A 25490-nucleotide genomic window follows, 5' to 3' on the forward strand; every position below is an offset into this window, starting at 1 on the left:
ACGACCTTTACGCCAGATATCATTCCGTTTATTCATGCTGCCTAGCGAAAGACAAGAAAAAGGACTGGCCATGCTGAACAGACGCCACTTGCCCTCGATCACCGCGCTGCAATGCTTCGAGGCCGTGACCCGGCACCTGAGTTTTACCCGCGCCGCCGAAGAGCTGAACCTGACACAGAGTGCGGTGAGCAAACAGGTCGCGCAGCTTGAAGAACTGTTGCAGCACTTGCTGTTCCGCCGCGTGCGTCGGCGCTTGCAGATGACGCCGGCCGGGGATTTGTATCTGGTCGAGGTCAGAAAAATCCTCAGCCAAGTGGAGATGTCGACGCATTACCTGCGTTCCTACGGCGGCGAAACCGAAGTCTTGCGCGTCTCCACCCCGTCAACCTTCGGCGCCCGTTGGCTGGTGCCGCGCCTGAAAGGCTGGCGCCTGCGCCATCCGTCGATTCATCTGGATCTGTGCAACGAGCAGGAAGCCGATGATCTGTTGCAGGGGCGCAGCGATCTGGCCTTCTATTTCGGCCAGGCTTCGCGACCGGGTACCGAATGCCTGAAATTGTTCGGCGAACAACTGGTGCCGGTCTGCGCCCCGGGCAGCCTGCCGGACACGCCATTCACTGACCCGACGCAACTCACCGACCTGGTACTGCTGCAAAATGCCTCGCGACCGCAGGCCTGGCACGACTGGTTCGACAGTCAGGGCTACCACACCGAACACAGCTACCACGGGCCGCGTTTCGAAACCTTTTACATGTGCATCCGCGCCGCCCAGGTCGGCTGTGGCGTGGCGCTGCTGCCGCAGTTTCTGGTGGAAGAGGAATTGGCCGAAGGCAAACTGGTCATACCCTGGCAGCATGCGATGCCCAGCAGCGATGCCTATTACCTGGCCTACCCGGAGCACGCGGCGGAAGTGCCGAAGGTGCGGGATTTTGTGAAATGGATGCTTGAACAAATCGATAGCCCGGTGTGAGGTCAACCGGGATCCCTGTGGGAGCGAGCCTGCTCGCGAAAGCGTCGGGTCAGCCACATCATCTTTAACTGACACACCGCCTTCGCGAGCAGGCTCGCTCCCACAGTGGATCTGCGGCGCTCTGAAAAAATGCTGGCAATCCCCACCGCCGATATGCGCCACTAGCGCCATCGATATAGACCGCGCCAGGCGCGGCGCAACTGGAGACCCGTTTATGAGCGAGAGTGTGTTTGCCGATCGCATCGTGCAGAACCTGCTCGACACCGACTTCTACAAGCTGACGATGATGCAGGCGGTGCTGCACAACTACCCCAACGTCGAAGTCGAATGGGAGTTCCGTTGCCGCAACGCCGAGGATCTGCGTCCGTATCTGGCCGAGATTCGTCATCAGATCGAGCGTCTGGCCGAGCTGAGCCTGAGTGCTGATCAGTTAAGTTTTCTCGAGCGCATCAGCTTTCTGAAACCGGATTTTCTGCGTTTCCTTGGCCTGTTCCGCTTCAACCTGCGCTACCTGCACACCGGCATCGAGAGCGGAGAACTGTTCATCCGTCTGCGCGGGCCATGGCTGCATGTGATCCTCTACGAAGTGCCGCTGCTGGCGATCGTCAGCGAAGTGCGCAACCGCTATCGCTACCGGGAGACTTCGCTGGAGCAGGCACGCGAACAGCTGTATCGCAAGTTCGACTGGCTGACCGCCAATGCCTCGGCCGATGAGCTGTCGCAACTGCAGGTTGCCGATTTCGGCACGCGCCGGCGCTTTTCCTTTGGCGTGCAGGCCGAAGTGGTCAACGTCCTCAAGCATGACTTCCCGGGGCGTTTCGTCGGTACCAGCAACGTGCATCTGTCCCGCGAACTGGACATGAAACCGCTGGGCACCATGGCCCATGAGTGGATCATGGCCCATCAGCAACTAGGCCCGCGTCTGATCGACAGCCAGATCGCCGCGCTCGACTGCTGGGTGCGCGAGTACCGTGGCCTGCTCGGCATTGCCCTCACCGATTGCATCACCACCGATGCGTTTCTTGGCGATTTCGATCTGTTCTTCGCCAAGCTCTTCGACGGTCTGCGCCATGACTCCGGGGACCCGGTGGCGTGGGGCGAAAAGTGCATCGCGCACTACCACAAGCTCGGCATCGACCCGATGAGCAAGACCCTGGTGTTCTCCGACAGTCTGACCCTGCCGAAATCGTTAGAGATTTTCCGCGCGCTGCACGGTCGCATCAATGTGAGCTTCGGCATCGGTACCAACCTCACCTGCGATATCCCGGGTGTCGAACCGATGAGCATCGTGCTTAAAATGACCGCCTGCAACGGCCAGCCGGTGGCGAAGATCTCCGACGAGCCTGGCAAGACCCACTGCAAAGATCCGAATTTCGTCGCCTATTTGCGACATGTGTTTCAGGTTCCTGCCGAATCCAGTCTATCTAGCAAGGAGTGAATTCATGCAAGCCGTACAGCGTGAGATTGCTGAGCAGCTCAAGGTGCAACCACCGTTCGCCGACGATCAGGCCCTGCAGGCCGAAGTCACCCGGCGCCTGACGTTCATCCAGGAATGTCTGGTCAATTCCGGGCTCAAGACCCTGGTGCTGGGCATCAGCGGCGGCGTCGACTCACTGACCGCCGGCCTCCTGGCCCAGCGCGCGGTACGTGAACTGCGCGAAAAAACCGGCGACGACCGCTACAAATTCATCGCCGTACGCCTGCCGTATGAAACCCAGTTCGACGAGCACGACGCCAAGGCCTCGCTCGATTGCATCGCCCCTGACGAAATCCACACCGTGAACATCGGCCCGGCGGTCAAGGCGCTGGCAGCTCAGGTGTCGGCGTTCGAAGGCAAACCGGCGGCGTCGGTGGACTTCGTGCTGGGTAATACCAAGGCGCGGATGCGCATGGTGGCGCAGTACACGATTGCCGGAGTGGCGGGCGGTCTGGTGATTGGCACCGACCATGCGGCGGAAGCGGTGATGGGTTTCTTCACCAAATTCGGCGATGGCGCCTGCGACCTCGCCCCGCTCAGTGGCTTGGTGAAAAATCAGGTGCGCGCCATTGCCCGCAGCTTTGGCGCGCCGGAATCGCTGGTCGAAAAAGTCCCGACAGCCGACCTCGAAGATCTTTCGCCAGGCAAGCCGGACGAAGCAGCGCATGGCGTGACCTATGCCGAGATCGATGCGTTTCTGCACGGTGAAGCGGTGCGGGACGAGGCGGCGAAGATCATTGTCGACACGTACAACAAGACTCATCACAAGCGGGTCATGCCGTTTGCGCCTTGATTTTTCAAAGGCATGAAAAAGCCCGCTGAGGAGTGATCCTAAGCGGGCTTTTTCTTTGGCCATCAGTCTTTCGGTGAAGCAGATGGCCTCTTCGCGAGCAGGCTCGCTCCCACATTGGCCCTGATTACTTGACGACGATAGTGCCTTTCATCATCGAGATGTGCCCAGGGAACGAGCAGAAGAAGCCGTAGCTACCGTCAGCCACCTTGGCCACATCAAAGGTCACCGAATCGGTTTCCTTGGCGCCGATGATCTTGGTGTGGGCGATGATGCGGGCGTCGCCATCTTTCAGGTAGTTCTTGTCGATACCGGCTGCCAGGCCGTCGGTAGCGATTGGCTGCATGTCAGCTTCTTTGCTGATCACCAGGTTATGGCCCATGACGTTCTTCGGCAGGCTGCCGGAGTGGGTCAGTTCGACGGTGAAGGTCTTGCAGCTCTTGTCGATCACGATTTCCTTGGTGTTGAAGGTCATCTGATCGGTGGAATCAACGGTGGTTTTGCACTCGGCAGCCATCAATTGGCTGCTGGCCAGCGCCAGCAGGGATACCGCAACAACTTTGGAAAACATGGTGAATCTCCAAGGCAGGGTTAACAAAAACACTAGTGGTGGAAAGACTGCCTGAAATCATCGCAAGTTCATATGACTTGAGTCAAAAATTGTATACAACTTTCAGGCTATGACACCCATCGACACAATCTAACGGCCATTTCGTACGGCCAGCCCTATGATCGGCCCACCTACTGAAACGGAGTGCCAGTCATGTTCTTTAACGGTCTGTTGTGCAGCTTGCTCGCCGCCTACGCCTGTGGCGCCAGCGGTACTTTTGAATCACCCGAACGCGAAGTCTAGTCCTTGGAGCGCAGCGTGCCAGCCGTTACCCTGTGCGCCTGATCGACTCAGGAGTAACGCATGTCGCTGAAATCCGTCTGTGTGTTTTGCGGTGCCAATGCCGGTACCGTGCCGGCCTACACTGAAGCTGCCGTGGCCCTTGGCCGGGCATTGGCCGAGCGAAATCTGACGCTGGTCTACGGCGGCGGCGCGGTCGGCTTGATGGGCATTGTGGCTGATGCCGCGCTGGCCGCTGGCGGCGAAGTAATCGGTATCATTCCGCAAAGCCTGATGGACAAGGAGATCGGCCACAAAAGCCTGACGCGCCTGGAAGTGGTCGACGGCATGCATGCGCGCAAGGCGCGGATGGCCGAACTCAGCGATGCATTCATCGCCCTGCCCGGCGGCCTTGGCACGCTGGAAGAGCTGTTCGAAGTCTGGACCTGGGGCCAGCTCGGCTACCACGGCAAGCCTTTGGGGCTGCTGGAAGTGAACGGTTTCTACAGCAAACTCACGGCTTTTCTCGATCATATCGTCGGCGAAGGCTTCGTTCGCGCGCCACACCGTGACATGCTGCAAGTGAGCGAATCGCCAGATTCCCTGCTCGATGCCCTCGATCAGTGGCAGCCGACCGTCACGCCCAAGTGGGTCGACCAAAAACCCGGTTAACCCCCGGACACCGATACAGGGCAGAATACGCGCCGCTCAACCTCACCTTCGACCCCAGAGGATCGCCCATGGCCAAACCCAATTACTCCTTCGCCAAACGTCAACGAGACCTGGCAAAGGAACAGAAGAAAGAGGAAAAGCTTCAGCGCAAGAAGCAATCCGCTGAAGAAGCGGCACTGAACCCTGACGGTGAAGTGGCGACCGATGATGATGTTGATGCATCCGATGCACCGAAAGATCAGGCGCCCGACGCCTGAGCCCCACCGGGTTTGATGATCGAATCAGACCCTGCGGATTTGTGACGGGGCTGACAGTTCTGCTGCCGGCCCTCACAGCCCTGCTTTCCCTGAAACACCAAAATCCCCTGTGGGAGCGAGCCTGCTCGCGAATGCGATATATCTGTTACAAATCTATTGGCTGACCTGACGCTTTCGCGAGCAGGCTCGCTCCCACATTTGAAGACTCATCAATTCTGAGGCATCACCGTAACCCGCACTTCCGGGTCGTGATTACCGCCACCGAGAATCACGCCACGCAGCGGCGACACATCGGAGAAATCCCTTCCCCACGCCAACGTGATGTGTTCCAGCGCCGGCCGCACATTGTTGGTCGGATCGAAATCCACCCAGCCCGATACCGGACAGAACACCGATACCCACGCATGCGAGGCGTCGGCGCCGATCAGGCGTGGCTGTCCCGGCGGCGGCTGGGTCAGCAGGTAGCCGCTGACATAACGCGCCGCCAGACCGCGCGAGCGCACACAGGCCAGCATCAGATGAGCGAAGTCCTGACACACGCCGCGTCGACGCTCCAGCACTTCCACCAGCGGCGTCGCCACCTGGGTGGCTTCGGCATCGAAGGTGAATTCGCTGAAGATCTTCTGCATCAGCGCCTGCACGCCGAGCAGCAACGGTCGCCCTGGCGGAAAACAGCTTTGCGAGAACTCGACGAAGCTGCGCTTCAAATGCACATAAGGTGACTGGAACCGGTAGCGACAGGCTTCGAGCAAGTCGGCGGACAACGGCTGACTGCTGTAGGTCAGCGCATCGCGGGTCTGCTCCCACGCCGGCGACTGATTGAAATCCAGCGCCGGTCGCGCCAGCACTTCGACCGTCAGCCGGGCGTTGACCTGCAATTGGTCATGGGGCCGCTCAAAGGCCAACCGCGTCAGCGGATTGCCGAAAACATCCAGCTCATCCCGGCGCATGGTCGGTTCGGGGCTGATCAGCAACTGCTGCTCGGTGCAGCGCTGCCAGCTGCATTCGCGCGGCCACAGGTGCGCCAGTTGCTGCGCGAGGGAGACCGGGCTGTCGTAGTGATAACAGGTGTCGTGAAAGATCTGGTACTGAGCGCTCATCACACGGACACCGTTCGCTGGCTGACATCATCGACATGGGCGAAATGGCGCAGGGCCAGACGATCCGATACCTGGCCGCTGGCTTCGGCGATTTCCTGCAACAGATCGGCCAGACCATCCAGCGCGGCACGTACGCTGGATTTGCCGAACAGCGGGTTCTCCAGACAACCGAGATCAAACCGCGAGAGGCGTTCGACCAGCTGCGGCAGCGCGGTTTCGCGAGGTGCGCCGAAGTCGTCGTTCAAGCGTTTCAGCGTGCGGGTGACCAGTTTCAGCTGAAACAGCACCGCGTGGGGGTTCTGCTCATCCAGCAACAGCAGATCGAGCACCGGAATCAGTTGCGCCACTGCCAGATAGCGCGAGCGGTAGGTGATGCTGCTGTTACCCAACTCCAGCAACCACTCAAGCCCCGCCTGATCGAACGCACCCGCACCGCGCAGAAACGCGGCGAGGCTGCTGCTGAGAAATTGCAGGCGTTCGATGCGCCGGCCAATCATCAGAAAGCGCCAGCCTTCGTCACGGGTCATGTCATCCAGCGCAAACCCCGACAGCGCTGCCAGCGACATCACCAGACGGTTGAGGAAATCCAGCAGTTCGCCGAAGTCCGGTTCATCGACTTCCAGCTCCAGCGCCTCGCGCTGCAACTCGACCAGCGCCTGCCAGTTTTCCCGGGACAGCTTGCCGCGCACTTGCGACGCAGCCCACTGCAAGCGCTGCAAGTTGGAACGCAGGCTGAACGACCAATCCTCGCCCAGCAACGCAGCGAGCAGGCGCTCCGGCAGTTCGCCTTCATCGGGCAGCAAGGCCAGCCGCTCGCCGAGATCGACCGCTGCTTGCAGCGCCTGCGGATCATCGCCATCGACGTAACGCGTGAGCATGATGCGCAGCAGCCGCGCGCTGTCGTCGCAGCGTTCGCAGTAGCGACCGAACCAGAACAGATTCTCCACTACCCGCGATGGCAGGTAAGGATCGCGCCGCACCAGATCGTGCACGCCGACATTGCGCTGCGCCTTCCACTGCTCGCCACTCGGCGCACGGTCGCTGAGCACCCAGGTGTCCTTGCTCGCCCCGCCGCGCTGCATCGACACCACTTCGGCATCAGCCTCGGCCGCCACTCGGGTCAGACCGCCCGGCAACACGCGGTAGCCATCGTGGCTGGCCACCGCATACATGCGCATGCCGATCGCGCGGGGTTGCAGATGACCGTCCTCGGCTTGCCAGACCGGCGCCTGCGACAGTTGCGCAAGCTCTTGCGCGACGTAGGCATAAGGCCGTGCCTGCATACGCTGCGCCAGCTCGAGGCGCTGGCTTTCATTCAAGTCACGGCCGAAAACAGGCGCGAAGCTCTGCGACGGGAACGCCGGTTTGATCAACAGCTCCGGAAGTTTTTCCAGCGCCTGCGCCAGCACCGGCGCTTCACCGCACCACCAGGTGGCGATCGAGGGCAGGATCAGTTCTTCGCCGAACAGGTACTGATTGATCTTCGGCAGAAACCCCAACAGCCCCGGCGATTCCAGCACGCCGCTGCCCAGCGCATTGGCCACCAGCACCCGCCCCTGACGCACCGCCTCAAGCAGACCGGGGACGCCAAGCGCCGAGTCGGTACGCAGTTCCAGCGGGTCGCAGAAATCATCGTCGAGGCGGCGCATGATCGCGTGCACCCGGCGCAGGCCACTGAGGGTTTTCAGGTAAACGGTGGCATTGCGCACCGTCAGATCGCCGCCCTCGACCAGCGGATAGCCGAGCTGGCGCGCCAGATACAGATGTTCGAAATAACTTTCATTGAACCGCCCCGGTGTCAGCAGCACCACCAGCGGTGCGTCATCGCCCTCCGGTGCCTGACGGGCCAAAGTTTCCTGCAAGGTGCGGAAGAAACCGGCCAGATGCTGGACCTTAAGATCCCGGTACAAATCGGGAAAGGCGCGGGAGACGATGGTGCGGTTTTCCAGCGCATAGCCGGCCCCGGACGGCGCCTGGGTGCGATCGGCAGTGACCCACCAGCGACCATCCGGTGTGCGCGCCAGATCCACGGCATACAAATGCAAAAAGGCTGATTCGGGCGGGGCAATGCCCTGACAGGGCCAGAGAAAATTGTTGTGTCCGAATACCAGCTCGGCGGGCAGCAGGCCTTCGCTGATCAACCGCTGCGGACCGTACAGATCCGCCAGCACTGCATTGAGCAAGCGCGCACGCTGAGCGATGCCGGCGGACAATTGCTGCCATTCATCTGCCGCGATCACATGGGGCAGCAGATCCAGCTCCCACGGCCGGTCAGCGCCCTTGGGATCGGCATAGACGTTGTAGGTGACGCCGTTTTCCTGAATCTGCCGCGCCAGCAAGGCTTGGCGCTGCACCAGTTGCGCCGGACTGCTGCGCTGCAACTGATCGAACAGGCGCTGCCAATGCGAGCGCACCGCGCCGCTGCCGTCGAGCAGTTCGTGATAGGTGCCCGCGGTCAGCGGGTAGCGGTCTAGCAGGTCAGGCATGGAAAGCTCGGCAGACAGCAGGGAACGGTCAGACTAACGCAGGCACATGACACGCGGATATACGAAAAATCCGCGTGTTGCGTAGGCTCTAGAAACGGCGCAGATCGATGGTCATCGGTAGCTCGTCATTGATTTCTACTTTGGGTACGGGAAGTTTCCCCGGCGTGTGTCCGAGGCGGAAAAACCGCGCCATGCGCCGGCTCTCCGCTTCATTGGCATTGACCGGCAAGGTTTCGTAATTGCGCCCGCCGGGATGGGCCACGTGATACTGGCAACCGCCCAGCGAACGCCCCATCCAGGTATCGAGCAGGTCGAATACCAATGGTGCGTGCACCGCTATGGTCGGATGCAGACAGTTGGCTGGTTGCCAGGCCCGAAAGCGCACCCCGGCGACAAACTCGCCTACTCGTCCGGTCGGGTGCAACGGCACCGCGACGCCATTACAGGTCAGCAGATAGCGCTGTGGCGGCAGGCCGTTGAGCTTGACCTGCAAGCGCTCCAGCGATGAATCGACGTAGCGCACCGTGCCGCCCGCCGAGCCCTCCTCGCCCAGCACATGCCAGGGTTCAAGCGCCTGACGCAGCTCCAGCTCGATGCCATTGACGGCGTAGTCGCCGACCTTGGGAAAACGAAATTCCAGATGCGCCGCGAACCACTCGGCGCGCAACGGGTAGCCAGCGTTGTTGAGTTCGACGATAACGTCGGCGAAATCCTCTTCGATAAAGTGCGGCAGCAGAAAGCGGTCGTGCAGCTCGGTGCCCCAGCGCGCCAGTTTCGCCGGCGCATAAGGCTCGCGCCAGAACCGCGCGACCAGCGCCCGCAGCAACAACTGCTGAGCCAGACTCATGCGCGCATGGGGCGGCATTTCAAAAGCGCGCAGTTCCAGCAAGCCAAGACGCCCGGTGGCGCCGTCCGGTGAATACAGTTTGTCGATGCAGAATTCGGCGCGATGGGTATTGCCGGTGACGTCGATCAGCAAATTGCGCAGCAGTCGATCGACCAGCCACGGTGCACATTCCTCGCCCGGTTCCGGCATTTGCGCAAAGGCGATTTCCAGTTCGTACAAGGCGTCATTGCGCGCCTCATCAACCCGTGGAGCCTGGGACGTCGGACCAATGAACAGCCCGGAAAACAGGTACGACAGCGAAGGATGGTTGTGCCAGTAACTGATCAGGCTGCGCAGCAGATCCGGCCGCCGCAGAAACGGTGAGTCCGCCGGTGTCGCGCCGCCGAGGACGAAATGGTTGCCGCCGCCGGTGCCGGTGTGGCGCCCGTCGATCATGAACTTCTCGGTGGTCAGGCGGGTTTGCCGTGCCTGTTCATAGAGAAACTCGGTGCGCTCGACCAACTCGTCCCAGGTCGCCGATGGCTGCACGTTGACCTCGATCACGCCCGGGTCCGGAGTGACACGGAAGTTGCTCAGGCGCGGATCACTTGGTGGTTCATAGCCTTCCAGCAGCACCGGGCAGTGCAGTTCTTCGGCGGTGGCCTCAATGGCCGAGACCAGTTCCAGATAATCCTCGACCCGCTCCAGCGGCGGCATGAACAGATACAGCCGGCCTTCGCGGGCCTCGGCGCAGAATGCGGTACGGGTCAGCCAGTCAGCGGATTCGTCGATTTTCGGCACCCGCTCATCCAGCGCAGCAGGTTCGCCGTGCACACCGAGCTGCGCCGGATCCGGCAGTTCAGCGAAGTCCTGATTCGGATCGTTGGGATGGATGAACGGATATTCCGCCGCTTTCACCCACGGCTGCGAGGCCAGCGGCAAGCGGTAACCCAGCGGCGAATCCCCCGGCACCAGGCGACAGTGCTCGTCACGCAGATACCAGCGCCCGCTCTGCCATTGATCGCCCTTGGCCGTGCGCGCCAGCGGCAGCACCTGGCCGATCACCTTGTTCAGGCCCTGACTGAAGACCTTGCGCAATCGCGCGCGCTCCAATGGCTCTTCCAGACGCGAATCTTCGGCGCTGACGTTGCCGGGCAACGCACCCTCGCGCCACAGGTAGTAGAGATGATCCTCGTAAGCCGGGAAGACGAAGCGCGCAGGCAACTTCAGACGCTCGGCGACGCTGGCGAGAAAGCGTCCGGCCAGTGCGCCGTCGGCGCCATAGTCCTGCTGTTCGTCGGCGATCAATGCGTCGTTGTGCCAGATCGGCTGACCGTCGCGGCGCCAGTAACAATTGAGCGACCAGCGCGGCAATTGCTCGCCGGGATACCACTTGCCCTGACCGAAATGCACCAGCCCCTGCGGCGCGTATTGCTTGCGCAGGCGTTGAAACAGTTCGGCGGACAGCCGGCGCTTGTCCGGCCCCAGTGCGGCGGTGTTCCATTCGGCGCCGTCCGGGTCGTCGATGGAGACGAAGGTCGGTTCGCCGCCCATGGTCAGGCGCACATCGCCTTCGAGCAGATCGGCATCGATCTGCCGGCCCAGTGCCTGGATCGCCCGCCACTGTTCATCGGTGTAAGGCTTGGTGACGCGCGGCGCTTCCCAGATTCGCTCGACCGACATTTCATGGCTGAACTGTGTCTCGCAAGGTTCGACCAGACCACTGATCGGCGCCGCCGAGGACGGATCGGGACTGCAGGCCAACGGAATATGCCCTTCCCCGGCGAACAACCCGGACGTCGCATCAAGGCCAATCCAGCCGGCACCCGGCAAATACACCTCGCACCAGGCATGCAGGTCGGTGAAGTCGACTTCAGTGCCGGACGGGCCGTCGAGGCTTTTCACGTCGGCGGTCAGTTGAATCAGGTAACCGGAAACAAACCGTGCCGCCAGACCGAGATTGCGCAACAGCTGCACCAGCAACCATGCCGAATCACGGCAGGAACCGGAGGCGTGTTGCAGTGTGTGCTCAGGAGTCTGCACGCCGGGCTCCATGCGGATCAGGTAGCCGATGTCTTCACTGAGGCGCTGATTGAGCGCCACCAGAAAATCCACCGCCGGCAGTGGCGTGCGGTCGATGCTGTCCAGGTAAGCCTTGAACGTTGGCGTCAGCGGCAGGGTTTCGAGGTACGGCGCCAGCTCCTTGCGTTCATCGGCGGCGTAGCTGAACGGAATTCTCTCGGCGTACGGTTCGAGGAAGAAGTCGAAGGGATTGAACACCGCCATTTCCGCGACCAGATCGACTTCGATGCGCAGCTCTGCGGTTTTTTCCGGGAACACCAGACGTGCCAGGTAATTGCCCTGGGGGTCCTGCTGCCAGTTGATGAAATGCTGCTCGGGCGAGACTTTCAGCGCATAGGAAAGAATTCGCGTGCGGCTGTGGGGCGCCGGGCGCAGGCGGACGATCTGCGGGCCGAGTTCGACAGCGCGGTCGTAGCGATAATGCGTGACGTGATGCAATGCGACATGAATCGACACGGCGTGCCTCCTGCGAGCCTTGGGCGTATGGGAAAGCGCGCAAGACTTATGCCATGCACAGGCTTGCGCGCTTTCGCGAAATGCTCAAGGCAGTACAGCACCAAAACCGGGCGATGCGAGGAAATGCTTGGACTCAGTTGCACGCAAATGTTGCGGACGCTGATTCTTGCGGTGTTTGATCGGACGCTTTCGCGAGCAGGCTCGCTCCCACATTTGGAATGCGTTCCCCTGTGGGAGCGAGCCTGCTCGCGAAGAGGCCAGTGGCAACAACTTGATCATTCCCACGCTCTGCGTGGGAATGCAGCCCGTGACGCTCCGCGTCACAACCATGTTCGACAATACTGCGAGTAACGGCTGGAACGCGGAGCGTCCCGAGAGGCATTCCCACGCGGAGCGTGGGAACGATCAGCAAAACGCCAACCCGAAGGTTGGCGTTCTGTTCAGCTCAAGCAGTGTTTAGCGCGGCACGACCGGCTTGCGTGTCGGCTTCGGCCCTTTGCCTTTGGCCGCATCCTTGCGCTCCTTGGCCGCCTGCTGGTTGCGGGCGAATGCCGCAGCCTTGGCCTGTTCACGCTTGTCCCACGGATTACCGCCATCACTGGCACGCGGCGGCAGACCGGTGTGCTGAGTGAGAATCTTGGTGGTCTTCTCTTTGGCGACCTTGTGGCTGCCGGCCGGCGTCGAGTTCTTGCGACGGGCGCTCTGGTAGCTGTCGGTGGCCGGCTGATGCGCCGGGATCAGTTGATCCTTGCCCGGGCCGATCAGATCGGCGCGGCCCATGCGGATCAGCGCTTCACGCAGCATCGGCCAGCCTTTCGGGTCGTGATAACGCAAGAACGCCTTGTGCAGACGACGCTGATCTTCGCTCTTGACGATGGTCACGCCGTCGCTCTTGTACGTCACCTTGCGCAGCGGGTTCTTGCCCGAGTGGTACATCGCCGTGGCGGTGGCCATCGGCGACGGGTAGAACGCCTGCACCTGGTCGGCGCGGAAGCCATTGCCCTTGAGCCACAGAGCAAGGTTCATCATGTCTTCGTCGGTGGTGCCCGGGTGGGCAGCGATGAAGTACGGAATCAGGTACTGCTCCTTGCCCGCTTCCTTGGTGTACTTCTCGAACATGCGCTTGAACTTGTCATAGCTGCCGATGCCCGGCTTCATCATCTGGTTGAGCGGACCTTCCTCGGTGTGCTCCGGGGCGATCTTCAGATAACCGCCGACATGGTGAGTCACCAGCTCCTTGACGTATTCCGGCGACTCGACGGCGAGGTCGTAACGCAAACCGGAGGCGATCAGGATCTTCTTCACACCCGGCAGGGCGCGGGCGCTGCGATACAGCTGGATCAGCGACGAGTGGTCGGTGTTCAGGTTCGGGCAGATACCGGGGAACACGCACGACGGCTTGCGGCAGGCGGATTCGATTTCCGGGCTCTTGCAGGCGATGCGGTACATGTTCGCAGTCGGGCCGCCGAGGTCGGAAATCACGCCGGTGAAACCCGGCACCTTGTCGCGGATCTCTTCGATTTCGCGAATGATCGACTCTTCGGAACGGTTCTGGATGATGCGGCCTTCGTGCTCGGTGATCGAGCAGAAGGTGCAGCCACCAAAGCAGCCACGCATGATGTTCACCGAGAAACGGATCATGTCGTAGGCCGGGATCTTCTCCTTGCCGTACGCCGGGTGCGGCACACGGGCGTAAGGCATGCCGAACACGTAGTCCATTTCTTCGGTGGTCATCGGAATCGGCGGCGGGTTGAACCAGACATCGAGCTCGCCATGCTTCTGCACCAGCGCACGGGCGTTGCCCGGGTTGGTTTCCAGGTGCAACACGCGGTTGGCGTGGGCGTAAAGAACCGGGTCGTTGCGCACCTTCTCCATCGACGGCAGACGAATCACGGTCTTGTCACGGGTCATGCGCGGGCTGGCCAGGATCTGCACGACCTTGGCTTCCTGCGGATCTTCGACCGGGCCTTTTTCCTGCTCGATGGCGCAGGCCTGGGTGTCCTGGGTATTCACGTACGGGTTGATGATCTTGTCGACCTTGCCCGGACGGTCGATGCGCGTGGAGTCGACTTCGTACCAGCCCTGTGGCGTGTCGCGACGGATGAACGCGGTGCCGCGCACATCGGTGATGTCTTCGATCTTGTGGCCCCACGACAGGCGCTGGGCAACTTCGACAATGGCCCGCTCGGCGTTGCCGTACAGCAGAATGTCGGCGCTGGCGTCGATCAGGATCGAGTTGCGCACGCGATCCTGCCAATAGTCGTAGTGGGCGATGCGGCGCAGCGAGGCTTCAATGCCGCCGAGCACGATCGGCACATGCTTGTAGGCTTCCTTGCAGCGCTGGCTGTAGACCAGACTGGCGCGATCCGGACGCTTGCCGGCCATGCCGCCGGGCGTGTACGCGTCATCGGAACGGATTTTCTTGTCCGCGGTGTAACGATTGATCATCGAGTCCATGTTGCCCGCCGCGACGCCGAAGAACAGGTTCGGCTCGCCGAGCTTCATGAAGTCGTCTTTGGACTGCCAGTTCGGCTGCGCGATGATCCCGACGCGGAAGCCTTGCGACTCCAGCAGCCGGCCGATGATCGCCATGCCGAACGACGGATGATCGACGTAGGCATCACCGGTAACAATGATGATGTCGCACGAATCCCAGCCGAGCTGATCCATCTCCTCCCTGCTCATCGGCAGGAATGGCGCTGGCCCGAAACATTCGGCCCAATATTTTGGATAGTCAAATAACGGCTTGGCTGCTTGCATGTCGACGACCGGTGTTGAAGTGAAAAATCGCGGGCGCGGAATATAGCACAAATTTTGACCAATTCCGACGACGGTGGTCGGTTTCTCTGCGAGCTGGTCTCGCGCAGCCAGCCCGCGACACATCACGAGTTTTCGCTGAGCGTACGACGCACCAAAACGGCAAGGAAGCCGCCCGCCCGCAGCACTCCCCCGGGAGTAACGGGGCATTCAACGTAAAGGAAGACAGGCAATGTCACCCAAACCGCCAATCAGAGGTATTACCACCGTCTCGGTCCATAATCCGCGACCCGATTATTCGCTAACCCGGCCTGGTTTCCCCCTGTCCTTCGATGGCACGTCGGGGCTCAGGATTCCCACGCGCCCGACGACAACGATCGCAACAGCGATCGATCACGTGCTCAACCACATTATCCCCATGCCTGCGCGGGCGGCGGTCAGAACGGCAGCGGTAGCGCAATCTGTTGCCTTTGTGCACGACCGCCCTTTGAAGGATTACTGGATCACTTCGCTGGTTGTGCTGCCGGCGGCCGATGCCGAAGGCATGTCGACGCTCAATGGACGCCAGTATGTCCAGGTACCGGAGGGTGGCACCGTACAGGTGAGTCTGGACTCGGCCAGCGGTTTCTACCGGGCAAAATTGCCCAGCGAATTGCACGCGTCGGGACCGCTATTGCGCTTCGATACCGACAGCCGTCTCTGGCAGCCCATCGACACCTCGGCGCCCTCCACCTACCCCTTGTCCACTACCCGGCTGGAGGCGTTTCGCACCGATCTGGATTTCAGCACGGTCGAGCCGGACGGCGATGGCCTGTTGCGCTTCAACGGCAAACTCTATGTGCAGATCGAGAGCTACGCCTATCAGGTTCTGCATGATCTCGACGCCTCGACACCGCACAGAGCGGTGATGCGCATCGTTCGCCCTGAAGATCCGATCGCCGCCGATGCGACAAACGTTTACGTCGCATCACGTCCCGGCAGGTCGGAAGCGATTACTTTCAATGCTCAATCCGGCTGGCGCGGAACCTCCTTGACAGGTGTAGCCGGAATGCCGAGAGGCGCAGCGGCGCGACCCTCAGACTTATGGCTGCATCTGGAGGTGACAGTCGCACTCGAGGGTATCAACAAGCGGATCAAGCAAGATCAGGATAAACGTGAACAGCTGATAAACGCCTGGCTGGAGGCGAGTAACGCGCAGGGAGAGCATGCGCAAACCGTTCGACGCGAAACAATGGCGCTGCTTGATCGCGAGGTTCACTGCCACAAAGAACTGAAACACCTTGGAAAGGCGCTGAAATACTACGAGGAGCAAAAATCCTCGATCAAGCGCTTCATGAAGCAGGACGCTTACCTGAACAACATAATCAGGCTGCAAAAAAAACAGATGCTCGCCTATCAGCAACTGATCGAATGCGGCTTGACGCGCCACGCCCTGGAGGGTCCGATGATCGACCTCGACCCGGAGCGGCTGCCGCGAACAGTCAACGTTCTGGGCAGGATGCTGAGTCATCTGAAAGAGCGCCAGCAAATCGCCGACAATCTGGTGAACAAATGGCGGGTCTCTCCAGACGAGTTCAGCGCGGATGTTCTTTCACCAATGGACACCCATAACGTTGTTGCCTCCTGGGTCCTGACCAAAAGTCTGATGCTGGATACCCCACAATCGGCCGGCAACGCCCCTCTGGCATCGGAACTGGCCACCCGCTTTGGTCAGGTGACCTTTGTTTACGGAGCGCTTGGCGCAGTTCCCGAGGTTTCCCACCCTGCCGTATTGAATAACCTGTTCCAGGAATGCACAGCCATCCGCCACTGGTTCGAACGCCTTGATCTGGCACCGGGGGAGCAGCACGCCACTTCACGCAGGGAGATCACTGCGGAAATCGAAATATTCGAGCAGACGCTGGTAGGCCGCTTGAACCAGTTTCTCCATCAGGCTGACCGTCCGGTGCTGACGTTCGACCAGCAGAACATTGATTTCGAGTTCATTCCGGCCCAGGACAGAAGCGGTCTCCAACCGCCGCCCAAGCTCATCTTTCGGGCAAAGAAAAACGGCGTCTACAAGCTCAATGTCGGCGAGTCTCGACGCACCGCGCAAAACGAAGAGGTGATTGAGGTCCGCAACCTCCACAATCCCAGGCAGCCGTCACAGACCTATGACCGAGGACGCGGTGAATGGCGTTCGCCGCGGACAACGCCGCAGAGGAGCTTGCCGTCATTGGTTGCCGAAGCCACTCGGCACCTTGACCGTGTCGACGCGCATGTTCGCGCTGCCCTGCACGAAGAACGGCAAAGAAACCATCCGGACAACATTGTCGAGATGCTCGAAAGCAGCGCCGGGGCAATGGATGACACCGTATTGCAGTTGCAGCGGGCGGAACTGGCCCATGATGAGAGCGCCGCGCTGATTCGGCGCCTGCAGGACGCCAGTGAACGTCTGCGCAATGAGGGCGAAAACATCCGCCTGCGAATCTATAAGGACAAGCATGTTCTGAACGTCGACCGACTGCTGTACCTGATCGACAAGGGCCACGTGAACGCCCGGAAAATCGAGAGCCGATTGAAACGTGGCAAGGGTTCGGACCGGCAATATCTCGACATCTATCTAGTCACCGATGCACATACCCACGATCCCCTCTGGCACGCACATTTTCATTATGCGAGACAGGATTCCCCGGACTTGAATTTCAACGTGCGCGGCGCGCATCTGAAAACCCTTGAACAAAGCAGCAGGGGTATTCAATCGCAGCGCAGGGAAGAACTGGCGCAGCGGCCGCATCAACCTGTCTGGCGCGAATATCTCGATGGACGCACAGCGCAGAAAATCTTCGACCTCGCCGCCGCCTCCGCTCACCCGATGACACAGCCTCAGGCAATGACGCCGAACAGGCCGGCAGCTTCCGATGAAGAAGCTACCGTGCAACGACTACAAGGAATGTAAGACATGCCAAGCAAACCGCCGTCGAAAGTGACGCTTCCCGGTCATTCACATATTCGACCGGACACATCCATGGATACGCCCCCGCCACGCCTCAACCTGACCCCGCGCCCCGGCCTGGATCCGACCACGTTGAGCGGCCCGTCAATCCGCGCGAACAGGCTCACAGACGGTATCGATCCTGATGCAATCGTTCCTGCTCCCAACGTCACAGTGCAGGCGATTGCTTCAATGCATGACGCCTTCGCTCATGTGGGCCACCCGCCTGAGCATTACCGGCTCAGTGCAACGATCGGCTTGCCCGATGCCGACGCTGAAGGCCTGAGAACTTTCAAGGGGCGCCATTACGTGGAAATGACCGATGGTGGCTTCGTGCAGGTGGGCAAGGATGCGCAGAGCGGCCTCTGGCGCGCCAGGCTGGCCAGTGAATCGATCCCCTCCGGACCGCTGATGCTGCACGACCCCGAGAGTGGTCGATGGCATGCGCTGGAATTTTCGCAACCAAGCACCTTCGCTTTATCGGGGGCGCGTCTGCAGGCGTTTCGCACGCCGCTCGACTTCAGCACCAGCTCACCCGACAGCGACGGGCTGCACCGCCATGACGGCAAGCTCTATGCAGTGATCGATAATCACGGCTATCAGGTCCTGTACGATTCCGATGCGTCGACGCCTCTGGCCGAAGTGATGCGCATCGTTCGCCCGCAAGATCCTGTCGCCGCCGACGTCGACAACATCTACAGCGCTACGCGCCCTGGCAGATCCGAGCCTGTGGTGTTCGATGCCCGTCAGGGCTGGCAAGGCATCTTAGTCGGCGGAGCCGGCGGAATGCAGCGTGGCAGTCCCGACCAACCGGCTTCACCGGGGCTGCGGGAACGGCTCAACACCGCGTTCAACCGACTGCGCACGCCACAATCGCGACTGCGAAAACTTTATCCCTCTCTGGACAGCGAGCAGATCCGCACGCTGCTGAGCCCCCACGGCGACGATGTACAAGGCTTCTTGACCCGCGTCGAGACTGAATACAAGACCTTGAAGCTGGAACTCGCGACGTGGCTGAAGACCAGTACGCTGGCCGGCGGGGCGGCCCATCCCTCGGTGGAGCGCGCCGCGCAAGAGATCAAGCGTTGCTGGAAACGGCAGACGGGAACAACGCTGCAGCTGGATCTTGGCGGCGCCGGCATCGCTGCGCTCTCGGCAGATTTCAGCCATGTACGCACGCTGCACTTGCAGGCGGTGGCATGGTCGGCGGGCTCCGAAACTTTTCTCAAGCGGTTCACAGCCCTTGAGCGCTTGAAAATCAACGCTTCGGCGCTCGATACACCGCCGGCGAACCTCACGCAGATGCCCGGCCTGAAGGAACTGGACCTGCGAGCGAACCGCATTGAACTGAGCGAGCAAACCGCCGGCGAGCTGGCTTCGCTCAGCCAACTGGAAAACCTTGATCTGTCGGACAACCCGCTGGGCAAGACCCTGGACTTCAGCGGCATGCTCCAGCTCAAGACCGTGAGTCTGCGCAACACCGGGCTGGATGAATGGCCAACCGGGCTGCGAGATCAGCTAGCGATAGAGTCAATCGATCTGCGCAACAACCGATTGCGCGAAATTCCACAGACAATCATCAACCCGGCGAGTGATCAGTTGCTCGCCATCGCCAACATCAACCGCGTCACCCTGATCGAAGGCAATCCCTTCGCCAGCGGTTATTGGCGGCGGCTGGAAGTCTATTGGCAGCGGGTTACGGCGCAATACCCGGCACTGATCACCAGCGCACGCACGGCTGCATTCCGGATTGATGGCGACATTCCAGAAGTCGCCATGCTGCTGCAGATGCATCCAGAGAGAACCCCGCAAACTGCCCGGGAATACCTGATCGGTCTGGGGGATGATGCAGAAGCCACGATCAGCCGGCGTTTCGAGGAGTTCAAGGTGCTCGACGCACAGCTGCAGGCTTACGTCGCCGACAGCACGTCGGCAGCATCCAGCGCCGCCGGCCAGGAAAAGCTTCGGGCAGAATACATTGCCCGGACTATCAAGGACTGCTGGCTCCAGGAATCGACGTCGCTCATGCTGCCAGCAGTGAACGGACCGCTACCGTCACTGACTGCCGACTTCAGTCGGTTGAAAATGCTCATCCTCAATAACGTCGTCTGGTCCGACACTGCCGACACGTTCCTGTCGCGGTTGCCTGATCTGGACATTCTGACGATCACCCGCTCCGGCCTGAAAAAATTGCCCGCAGCCATCAGCGGGATGAGCCGGCTCGCCCACCTCAATCTGACTGAAAACCAGATAAAACTCGATGAGCACAGCGCTGGTGCATTGAGTGCATTGCATCAGCTGGTTACCGTCAAGCTCTCTGACAACCCACTGCAGATACCGCCCGATTTCAGCGCGATGTCCGGACTGCAGACACTGGAGCTGAGGAACACCGGAATCAGCGAGTGGCCCCTCGGGCTGGCTGACAAGACCACCTTGACCGGCGTCGACCTCAGCAACAATAAACTGCGCAACGTCCCCGACGCGCATATCAACCCGCCTGCCGATCAATTGGCCGTGGTCGCGCGGATCAACAACCGCACGCTGATTGAGGGCAACGACTTCCCTTCGCCTTACTGGAGAAAGTTCGATGGCTACTGGCGAAGACTCAATGAACTGCATCCCGAGTTGATGACTCCAGCCCACCCCGCCGTATTCGATACTGAGAACTCGCGAGCGCAACGCTACCGAAGACTGTTTCCGGGCAAAAGCATCAAGGCCTGCCGGGATTTTATCTGGAGCCAAGACAAGGGCACTGTCGCGACCAGGCTGTTGGCGCTCGAGCAGGATTTCGCCGTGCTGAAAAACCAGTTGGATGACTGGGTTTTTTCCGGAGGCAGCAATCGTCTGCGCTATATCCGCGTCAATCAATTGCACGCCAACACTCAAACCCGCAATGAGCGCATCGAGGCACGTGACCGGATCATCAGTTGCTGGCGACGTGAAACGCCCGAGCAACACGCCTTCGACGGCACGCCGATAGGTCTTGAACTGGATTTGAGCGGTTTGACACTGCCAACCCTGCCGGATCTGAGCAGCGACTTCAGCCATGTCGGCTCACTCAAACTCAACAACATGAATCTCACCGAATCCCCGGAAGGTTTCCTGACCCGCTTCCGGCATTTGCGCTGGCTGAACATGGCGAACAATCGACTCAGGGATCTCCCTCCGGCCATCGGCGAGATGCACGGGATGACGCGGTTGTTCCTGCAGGGCAATCAACTGGAACTCACCGCCGAGACCGCGCAGATACTGGCCGGGAGAACCACTCTGAGGGCCTTGTGGATTCACGACAACCCGCACTTGAGCGTGAGCCCGGATTTCAGTGCGATCACTGACATGCGCGAGGTCGACATGTCCAATACGGGCATCGAAAGCTGGCCAACCGGACTGTTCGATCAGCCCCTGCTGGGCAAGGTCCATCTGAACGACAACCGGATCACGAGTCTGCCCGACTTTGTCGTCGCACCGGCAGCGGATCGCCTGACGCATTCGATTCAGGTCAACAGTGGCACTCAGATAAGCGGTAATCCCCTGAGCGCATACACACGAGAACGCCTGGCCGGCTACGGTGAATGGCTGAACCGCTCCGCAGCATCGCTCTACAATCCATTGAACCTGCTGACGACTTCTCTTTCGGCAGCCCACCCGCAAGCAGTGGCAACGAACTCTGTTTCGGTCTATCCGCAGTTGACCGTCGGCATGACGGCAGACGAGGCGATGATTCGCGCCGAGCAATTGAACAGGCTCAAAGCACAGGTGGGCTCAGATGGCTTTTTCAACATCATTTCCAAGCTCGCCCACCATGCCGATTTCCGCCGACAGATCTGGGACGTGGTCGATGCGATCAGCGAGAACAGCGTGCAGACACGTGCGCTGCGCAGAGACGTTTTTGATCGCGCCTGCGAGGCTGGCTGCACTGACCTTGCCGCTGCCACGTTTACAGACATGCAAGTACTGACCATGACGCACAAGGCGCGAATGCAGGCGAGGCAAGACGGCGATGGTGCTCGATTGGTGGACCTGTCCAGAAGCCTGTTCAGACTCAGACAGGTCGATGATCTGGCCGCAGCCGAAATCGCTGCGAGCAGGGCAATCGTCGACGATCCGCAAACTTCAGCGAGGGAGCGCAATATCCATCAGCTGCGCTTGCGCGACCCGCACGAGATGACGATGGCCTACCGCTTTGGGCTCAAGGATCGGCTGCAGTTACCGTTTCAGCCGCAGACACTGTCCTTTATCGGCATGGCCGGCGTCACATCGCCGATGCTGGAAGTGGCCTACCGAAAGGTCATCGCCTTGAACGACTCCCCCGATGAGTTTCAGGCTCTGGTATCGATGGATTTCTGGCAGGACTTCATCACGCACAAATACTCGTCCCGGTTCGACGCCGCACGTCAGCCCTATCAACAGAAACAGGCCGCACTGGACGCGCAGTCTGCGACAAATGCCCTGACCGAAACCGAATATCAGGCGCAAACCAATGACGTCACAGCACAGCTGGCCATCAGCGAAGCGACGCTGATCCAGGCACTGACCCGCGAGGAAATTCGCCCCGGTGACGGAGTCGAAACAACTGCAAGCAGCGAGACGGCAGCTTCGGCCGATTGAAACCGACCACGACAGCAGGCCGGATGATCCGGTCTGCTGTTACTCGTCGTCGTCGAAGTTGTAACTGCCCGGCGCGAGGTTTTCGAAGCGCGTGTACTTGCCGATGAACGCCAGCCGAATAAACCCGATCGGGCCGTTACGCTGTTTGCCGATGATGATTTCGGCAATGCCCTTGTGCTCGGTTTCCGGGTGATACACCTCGTCGCGATAAACGAACATGATCACGTCGGCGTCCTGCTCGATCGCTCCGGATTCGCGCAAGTCGGAGTTGACCGGGCGTTTGTTGGGGCGTTGTTCGAGGGAGCGGTTGAGCTGCGACAGGGCGACTACCGGGCAGTTGAATTCCTTGGCCAGCGCTTTCAGCGATCGCGAAATCTCGGAAATCTCGTTGGTGCGGTTGTCACCGCTGGAACCGGGGATCTGCATCAGTTGCAGGTAGTCGATCATGATCAAGCCGACATCGCCGTGCTCACGCACCAGACGCCGGGTCCGCGCGCGCATTTCCGAAGGGCTGATACCGGCGGTGTCATCGATGAACAGTTTGCGATCATTGAGCAGGTTGACCGCTGACGTCAGGCGCGGCCAGTCGTCATCTTCGAGCTGGCCGGAACGCACCTTGGTCTGGTCGATTCGGCCGAGCGAAGACAGCATACGCATGATCAGCGATTCGCCTGGCATCTCGAGGGAGTAAACCAGGACAGCCTTCTCGCTGCGCAACACGGCGTTTTCCACGAGGTTCATCGCGAAGGTGGTTTTACCCATCGACGGACGGCCGGCGACGATAATCAGGTCGGACGGCTGCAAGCCGCTGGTCTTTTCATCGAGGTCGGTGTAACCCGTAGACAGACCGGTGATGGCGTCGGCGGTGTTGAACAGGGTATCGATCCGGTCGATAGCCTTGGTCAGCAACTCATTGACGCCGACCGGGCCGCCGGTCTTCGGCCGCGCTTCGGCGATCTGGAAGATCTGCCGTTCAGCTTCATCGAGGATCTCTTCGGCGGTACGGCCTTCGGGGTTGAAGGCGCTGTCGGCGATCTCGGTACTGATGCCGATCAGTTGGCGCAACGTCGCACGCTGGCGGACGATCTGCGCATAGGCCTTGATGTTGGCGACGGACGGGGTGTTTTTCGCCAGTTCGCCAAGATAGCCGAGGCCGCCGACTTGCGACGTCTGACCTTCCTTGTCCAGCTGTTCGGCAAGGGTCACGACGTCGATCGGCGAGTTCTGATCAGCCAGTTTGGCGATCGCTCGGAAGATCAGACGGTGGTCATGTCGATAGAAATCGCCATCGGAGACTTGATCGAGCACGCGTTCCCAAGCGTTGTTGTCCAGCATCAGACCACCGAGTACGGCCTGTTCGGCCTCGATGGAATGCGGCGGCACCTTCAGGGCAGCGGTTTGCAGATCGTATTGCTCGGGAGCGGAGATATCGTTCATGGCCACTTGAGTATTAGTGAAAAGCAGGGAATTCAGAAAGACAAAGGGCACGACCTGTAAACAGGATCGTGCCCGATGTTAACCGTCTGATGGACAAGCCGCCAGCCGATCGATGTTGCTTAAGCTGCTACCACGACAACGCGTACGGTGGCTTCAACTTCGGCGTGCAGGTGCACGGCCACGTCGAATTCACCCACGTTGCGGATGGTGCCGTTCGGCAGACGAACTTCGCTCTTCTGCACTTCAACGCCGGAGGCGGTCAGTGCGTCAGCGATGTCGTGAGTACCGATCGAACCGAACAGCTTGCCTTCGTCGCCAGCGGTGGCAGTGATGGTCACTTCCAGCTCGGCCAGTTGGGCAGCACGGCTTTCAGCCGATGCCTTACGGTCTGCGGCGGCTTTTTCCAGCTCGGCGCGACGCTCTTCGAACGCAGCCAGGTTGGCAGCGGTCGCAGCGGTAGCCTTGCCGAAAGGCAGCAGGTAGTTACGGCCGTAACCGGCCTTAACGTTTACTTTGTCGCCCAGGTTGCCCAGGTTGGCGATTTTTTCCAGAAGGATCAGTTGCATGTGAAAATCCTCTAACTTTTAACCTTCACCGTTCGCGCTGTCGGTGTCTTTCGACACGTGACGACCGCGAAAATCAATCAGGCTGTCGACAATGGCCAGAACCACGAGCAACGGATAGATCAGCTGCATGAACAACAGCAGCGTGACGTACAACCCCACCAGCCAGAAACCGGCCAGTCGCTTCTGCCCGACCAGCCCGTGAATCAGGGCCAGCCCGGCGAACACCAGCGGTACACTGCACAACGGCGTCAACATGGCCATCTGTGCACCGAGATTCGGGCCCAGAAGCATCAACGCCAGCAGTAACATCGCCGGCCCCAGCGGGATGCGGATGGCGCGAAACTCGCGACCGAAACCACCCGGGTTGTACAACAACGCCTGCCAATGCCGCCCGACAATCAGGCTCAGCACGCTGACGATCTGCAACAAGGCCGCAATCAGTCCGGTCAGGACCGGTGCAATCAGGGACGCGAAACGCGCTTGCTCATCGACCGACAATTGCTTGTAGGTCTCACCGAGAAGTGCCGGCATGACCTTTATAAGGGCCTGTGCAAGCATCTCGATCTGGGCCGCAAACGCGACCCCGAGCACCACTGAAAACACCACTCCGATCACTACGCTGACCAGCAGCGTGCGGACCCAGGATTCGCTTGCGCGCAAAACCAACGCATGCCCCGAAGACCCCAGCAGCACCAGAAGTGCCCGTGGGTCATCGGCATACAGCCACCAGATCAAGGCCGGCAGCAGTCCCAGTGACAGAACGCCAAGGGCGTCCGTCAATCCGCGCCGCAGCAGCACAAGGCTCCCGGCGGCAGCACCCAACCAATACAACAACGGCAATGTTGCACATCCGGCCACCACGAGAGTGGCCTGCATTCGGCCTCGCATGATGAACTCAGCTAAGGCGCGCATGCATTCAATCCTTTGCTACTTGTCGACTGCCCGGTCTCAGCGGCCGTGGCTGTCGGTGTAGGCCAGCAGGGCCAGGAAGCGGGCGCGCTTGATAGCGGTGGCCAGCTGACGCTGATAACGAGCTTTGGTACCGGTGATGCGGCTTGGAACGATTTTGCCGGTCTCGGATACGTAGGCTTTCAGAGTGTTGAGATCTTTGTAATCGATCTCTTTCACGTCTTCAGCGGTGAAGCGGCAGAATTTACGACGACGGAAGAAACGTGCCATTTGATAGGCTCCTTAATAAGGTCC

At 60.3% G+C, this 25490-nt stretch carries 16 protein-coding genes; 7 read left to right on the forward strand and 9 right to left on the reverse strand.

All coding sequences use genetic code 11. The features are described from left to right. Positions 1 to 70: 70 nt before the first annotated feature. The 3 genes from AB4N48_RS21645 (at position 71) to nadE (ending at position 3240) form a co-directional block, all read left to right on the forward strand. A complete protein-coding gene (locus AB4N48_RS21645; protein ID WP_460094295.1) occupies positions 71 to 970 on the forward strand; it encodes a LysR family transcriptional regulator in 900 nt (299 codons plus the stop codon). A gap of 214 nt (positions 971 to 1184) precedes the next feature. Then, positions 1185 to 2408, forward strand: a complete 1224-nt coding sequence (gene pncB / locus AB4N48_RS21650; RefSeq protein WP_460094296.1) for a nicotinate phosphoribosyltransferase — start codon at positions 1185 to 1187, stop codon at positions 2406 to 2408. A 4-nt stretch (positions 2409 to 2412) separates the two neighbouring features. Then, a complete protein-coding gene (gene nadE / locus AB4N48_RS21655; protein ID WP_323620023.1) occupies positions 2413 to 3240 on the forward strand; it encodes an ammonia-dependent NAD(+) synthetase in 828 nt (275 codons plus the stop codon). A gap of 124 nt (positions 3241 to 3364) precedes the next feature. Here the strand turns inward: nadE and azu are convergent, their stop codons facing one another. Next, positions 3365 to 3808: an azurin gene (azu, locus tag AB4N48_RS21660; protein ID WP_305382097.1), complete on the reverse strand. Its 444-nt coding sequence runs from the start codon at positions 3806 to 3808 to the stop codon at positions 3365 to 3367. 342 nt (positions 3809 to 4150) lie between these two features. On the opposite strand from azu, the gene AB4N48_RS21665 reads away from it, so the two are divergent. Both AB4N48_RS21665 and AB4N48_RS21670 read left to right on the forward strand, forming a co-directional pair. Then, entirely contained in the window at positions 4151 to 4738 is a 588-nt protein-coding gene (locus tag AB4N48_RS21665; RefSeq protein ID WP_024011379.1) for an LOG family protein, read from the forward strand. A 68-nt stretch (positions 4739 to 4806) separates the two neighbouring features. Then, a complete protein-coding gene (locus AB4N48_RS21670) occupies positions 4807 to 4995 on the forward strand; it encodes a hypothetical protein (protein ID WP_460094298.1) in 189 nt (62 codons plus the stop codon). A gap of 209 nt (positions 4996 to 5204) precedes the next feature. Here the strand turns inward: AB4N48_RS21670 and AB4N48_RS21675 are convergent, their stop codons facing one another. The 4 genes from AB4N48_RS21675 to AB4N48_RS21690 all read right to left on the reverse strand — a co-directional run bounded on the left by AB4N48_RS21675 (position 5205) and on the right by AB4N48_RS21690 (position 14705). Continuing rightward, positions 5205 to 6095, reverse strand: coding sequence for a transglutaminase family protein (locus tag AB4N48_RS21675; RefSeq protein ID WP_110602754.1), 891 nt, complete (start codon positions 6093 to 6095; stop codon positions 5205 to 5207). Further along, positions 6095 to 8581 carry a circularly permuted type 2 ATP-grasp protein gene (locus tag AB4N48_RS21680; protein WP_310219195.1) on the reverse strand — a complete coding sequence of 829 codons (2487 nt, stop codon included), beginning with the start codon at positions 8579 to 8581 and terminating at the stop codon, positions 6095 to 6097. Before AB4N48_RS21680 ends, AB4N48_RS21675 begins: the two co-directional genes overlap by 1 nt. Positions 8582 to 8669: 88 nt before the next feature. Next, the gene (locus AB4N48_RS21685) at positions 8670 to 11945 is read right to left on the reverse strand and encodes a transglutaminase family protein (RefSeq protein WP_460094299.1); all 3276 of its coding nucleotides are present in this window, start codon (positions 11943 to 11945) and stop codon (positions 8670 to 8672) included. Between the two features lie 456 nt (positions 11946 to 12401). Next, the gene (locus AB4N48_RS21690; protein WP_016771932.1) at positions 12402 to 14705 is read right to left on the reverse strand and encodes a YgiQ family radical SAM protein; all 2304 of its coding nucleotides are present in this window, start codon (positions 14703 to 14705) and stop codon (positions 12402 to 12404) included. A gap of 229 nt (positions 14706 to 14934) precedes the next feature. Between AB4N48_RS21690 and AB4N48_RS21695 the strand changes: the two genes are divergently transcribed. Together AB4N48_RS21695 and AB4N48_RS21700 are read left to right on the forward strand one after the other, a co-directional pair. Then, complete coding sequence (locus AB4N48_RS21695; protein WP_460094300.1) at positions 14935 to 17640, forward strand: hypothetical protein; 2706 nt, start codon at positions 14935 to 14937, stop codon at positions 17638 to 17640. Positions 17641 to 17643: 3 nt separating this feature from the next. Beyond that, the gene (locus AB4N48_RS21700; RefSeq protein ID WP_460094301.1) at positions 17644 to 22284 is read left to right on the forward strand and encodes an NEL-type E3 ubiquitin ligase domain-containing protein; all 4641 of its coding nucleotides are present in this window, start codon (positions 17644 to 17646) and stop codon (positions 22282 to 22284) included. A gap of 39 nt (positions 22285 to 22323) precedes the next feature. Here AB4N48_RS21700 and dnaB read toward each other — a convergent pair whose 3' ends face one another. The 4 genes from dnaB to rpsR all read right to left on the reverse strand — a co-directional run bounded on the left by dnaB (position 22324) and on the right by rpsR (position 25466). Continuing rightward, a complete protein-coding gene (gene dnaB, locus AB4N48_RS21705; RefSeq protein WP_016771936.1) occupies positions 22324 to 23721 on the reverse strand; it encodes a replicative DNA helicase in 1398 nt (465 codons plus the stop codon). A 119-nt stretch (positions 23722 to 23840) separates the two neighbouring features. Then, positions 23841 to 24287: a 50S ribosomal protein L9 gene (gene rplI, locus AB4N48_RS21710; RefSeq protein WP_003221136.1), complete on the reverse strand. Its 447-nt coding sequence runs from the start codon at positions 24285 to 24287 to the stop codon at positions 23841 to 23843. A gap of 18 nt (positions 24288 to 24305) precedes the next feature. Further along, a complete protein-coding gene (locus AB4N48_RS21715; RefSeq protein WP_460094302.1) occupies positions 24306 to 25199 on the reverse strand; it encodes a hypothetical protein in 894 nt (297 codons plus the stop codon). Positions 25200 to 25235: 36 nt separating this feature from the next. Further along, entirely contained in the window at positions 25236 to 25466 is a 231-nt protein-coding gene (gene rpsR / locus AB4N48_RS21720) for a 30S ribosomal protein S18 (RefSeq protein ID WP_002551829.1), read from the reverse strand. Between the last annotated feature and the right edge of the window lie 24 nt (positions 25467 to 25490).

It is taken from the genome of Pseudomonas sp. S2_C11 (genome assembly GCF_054668395.1).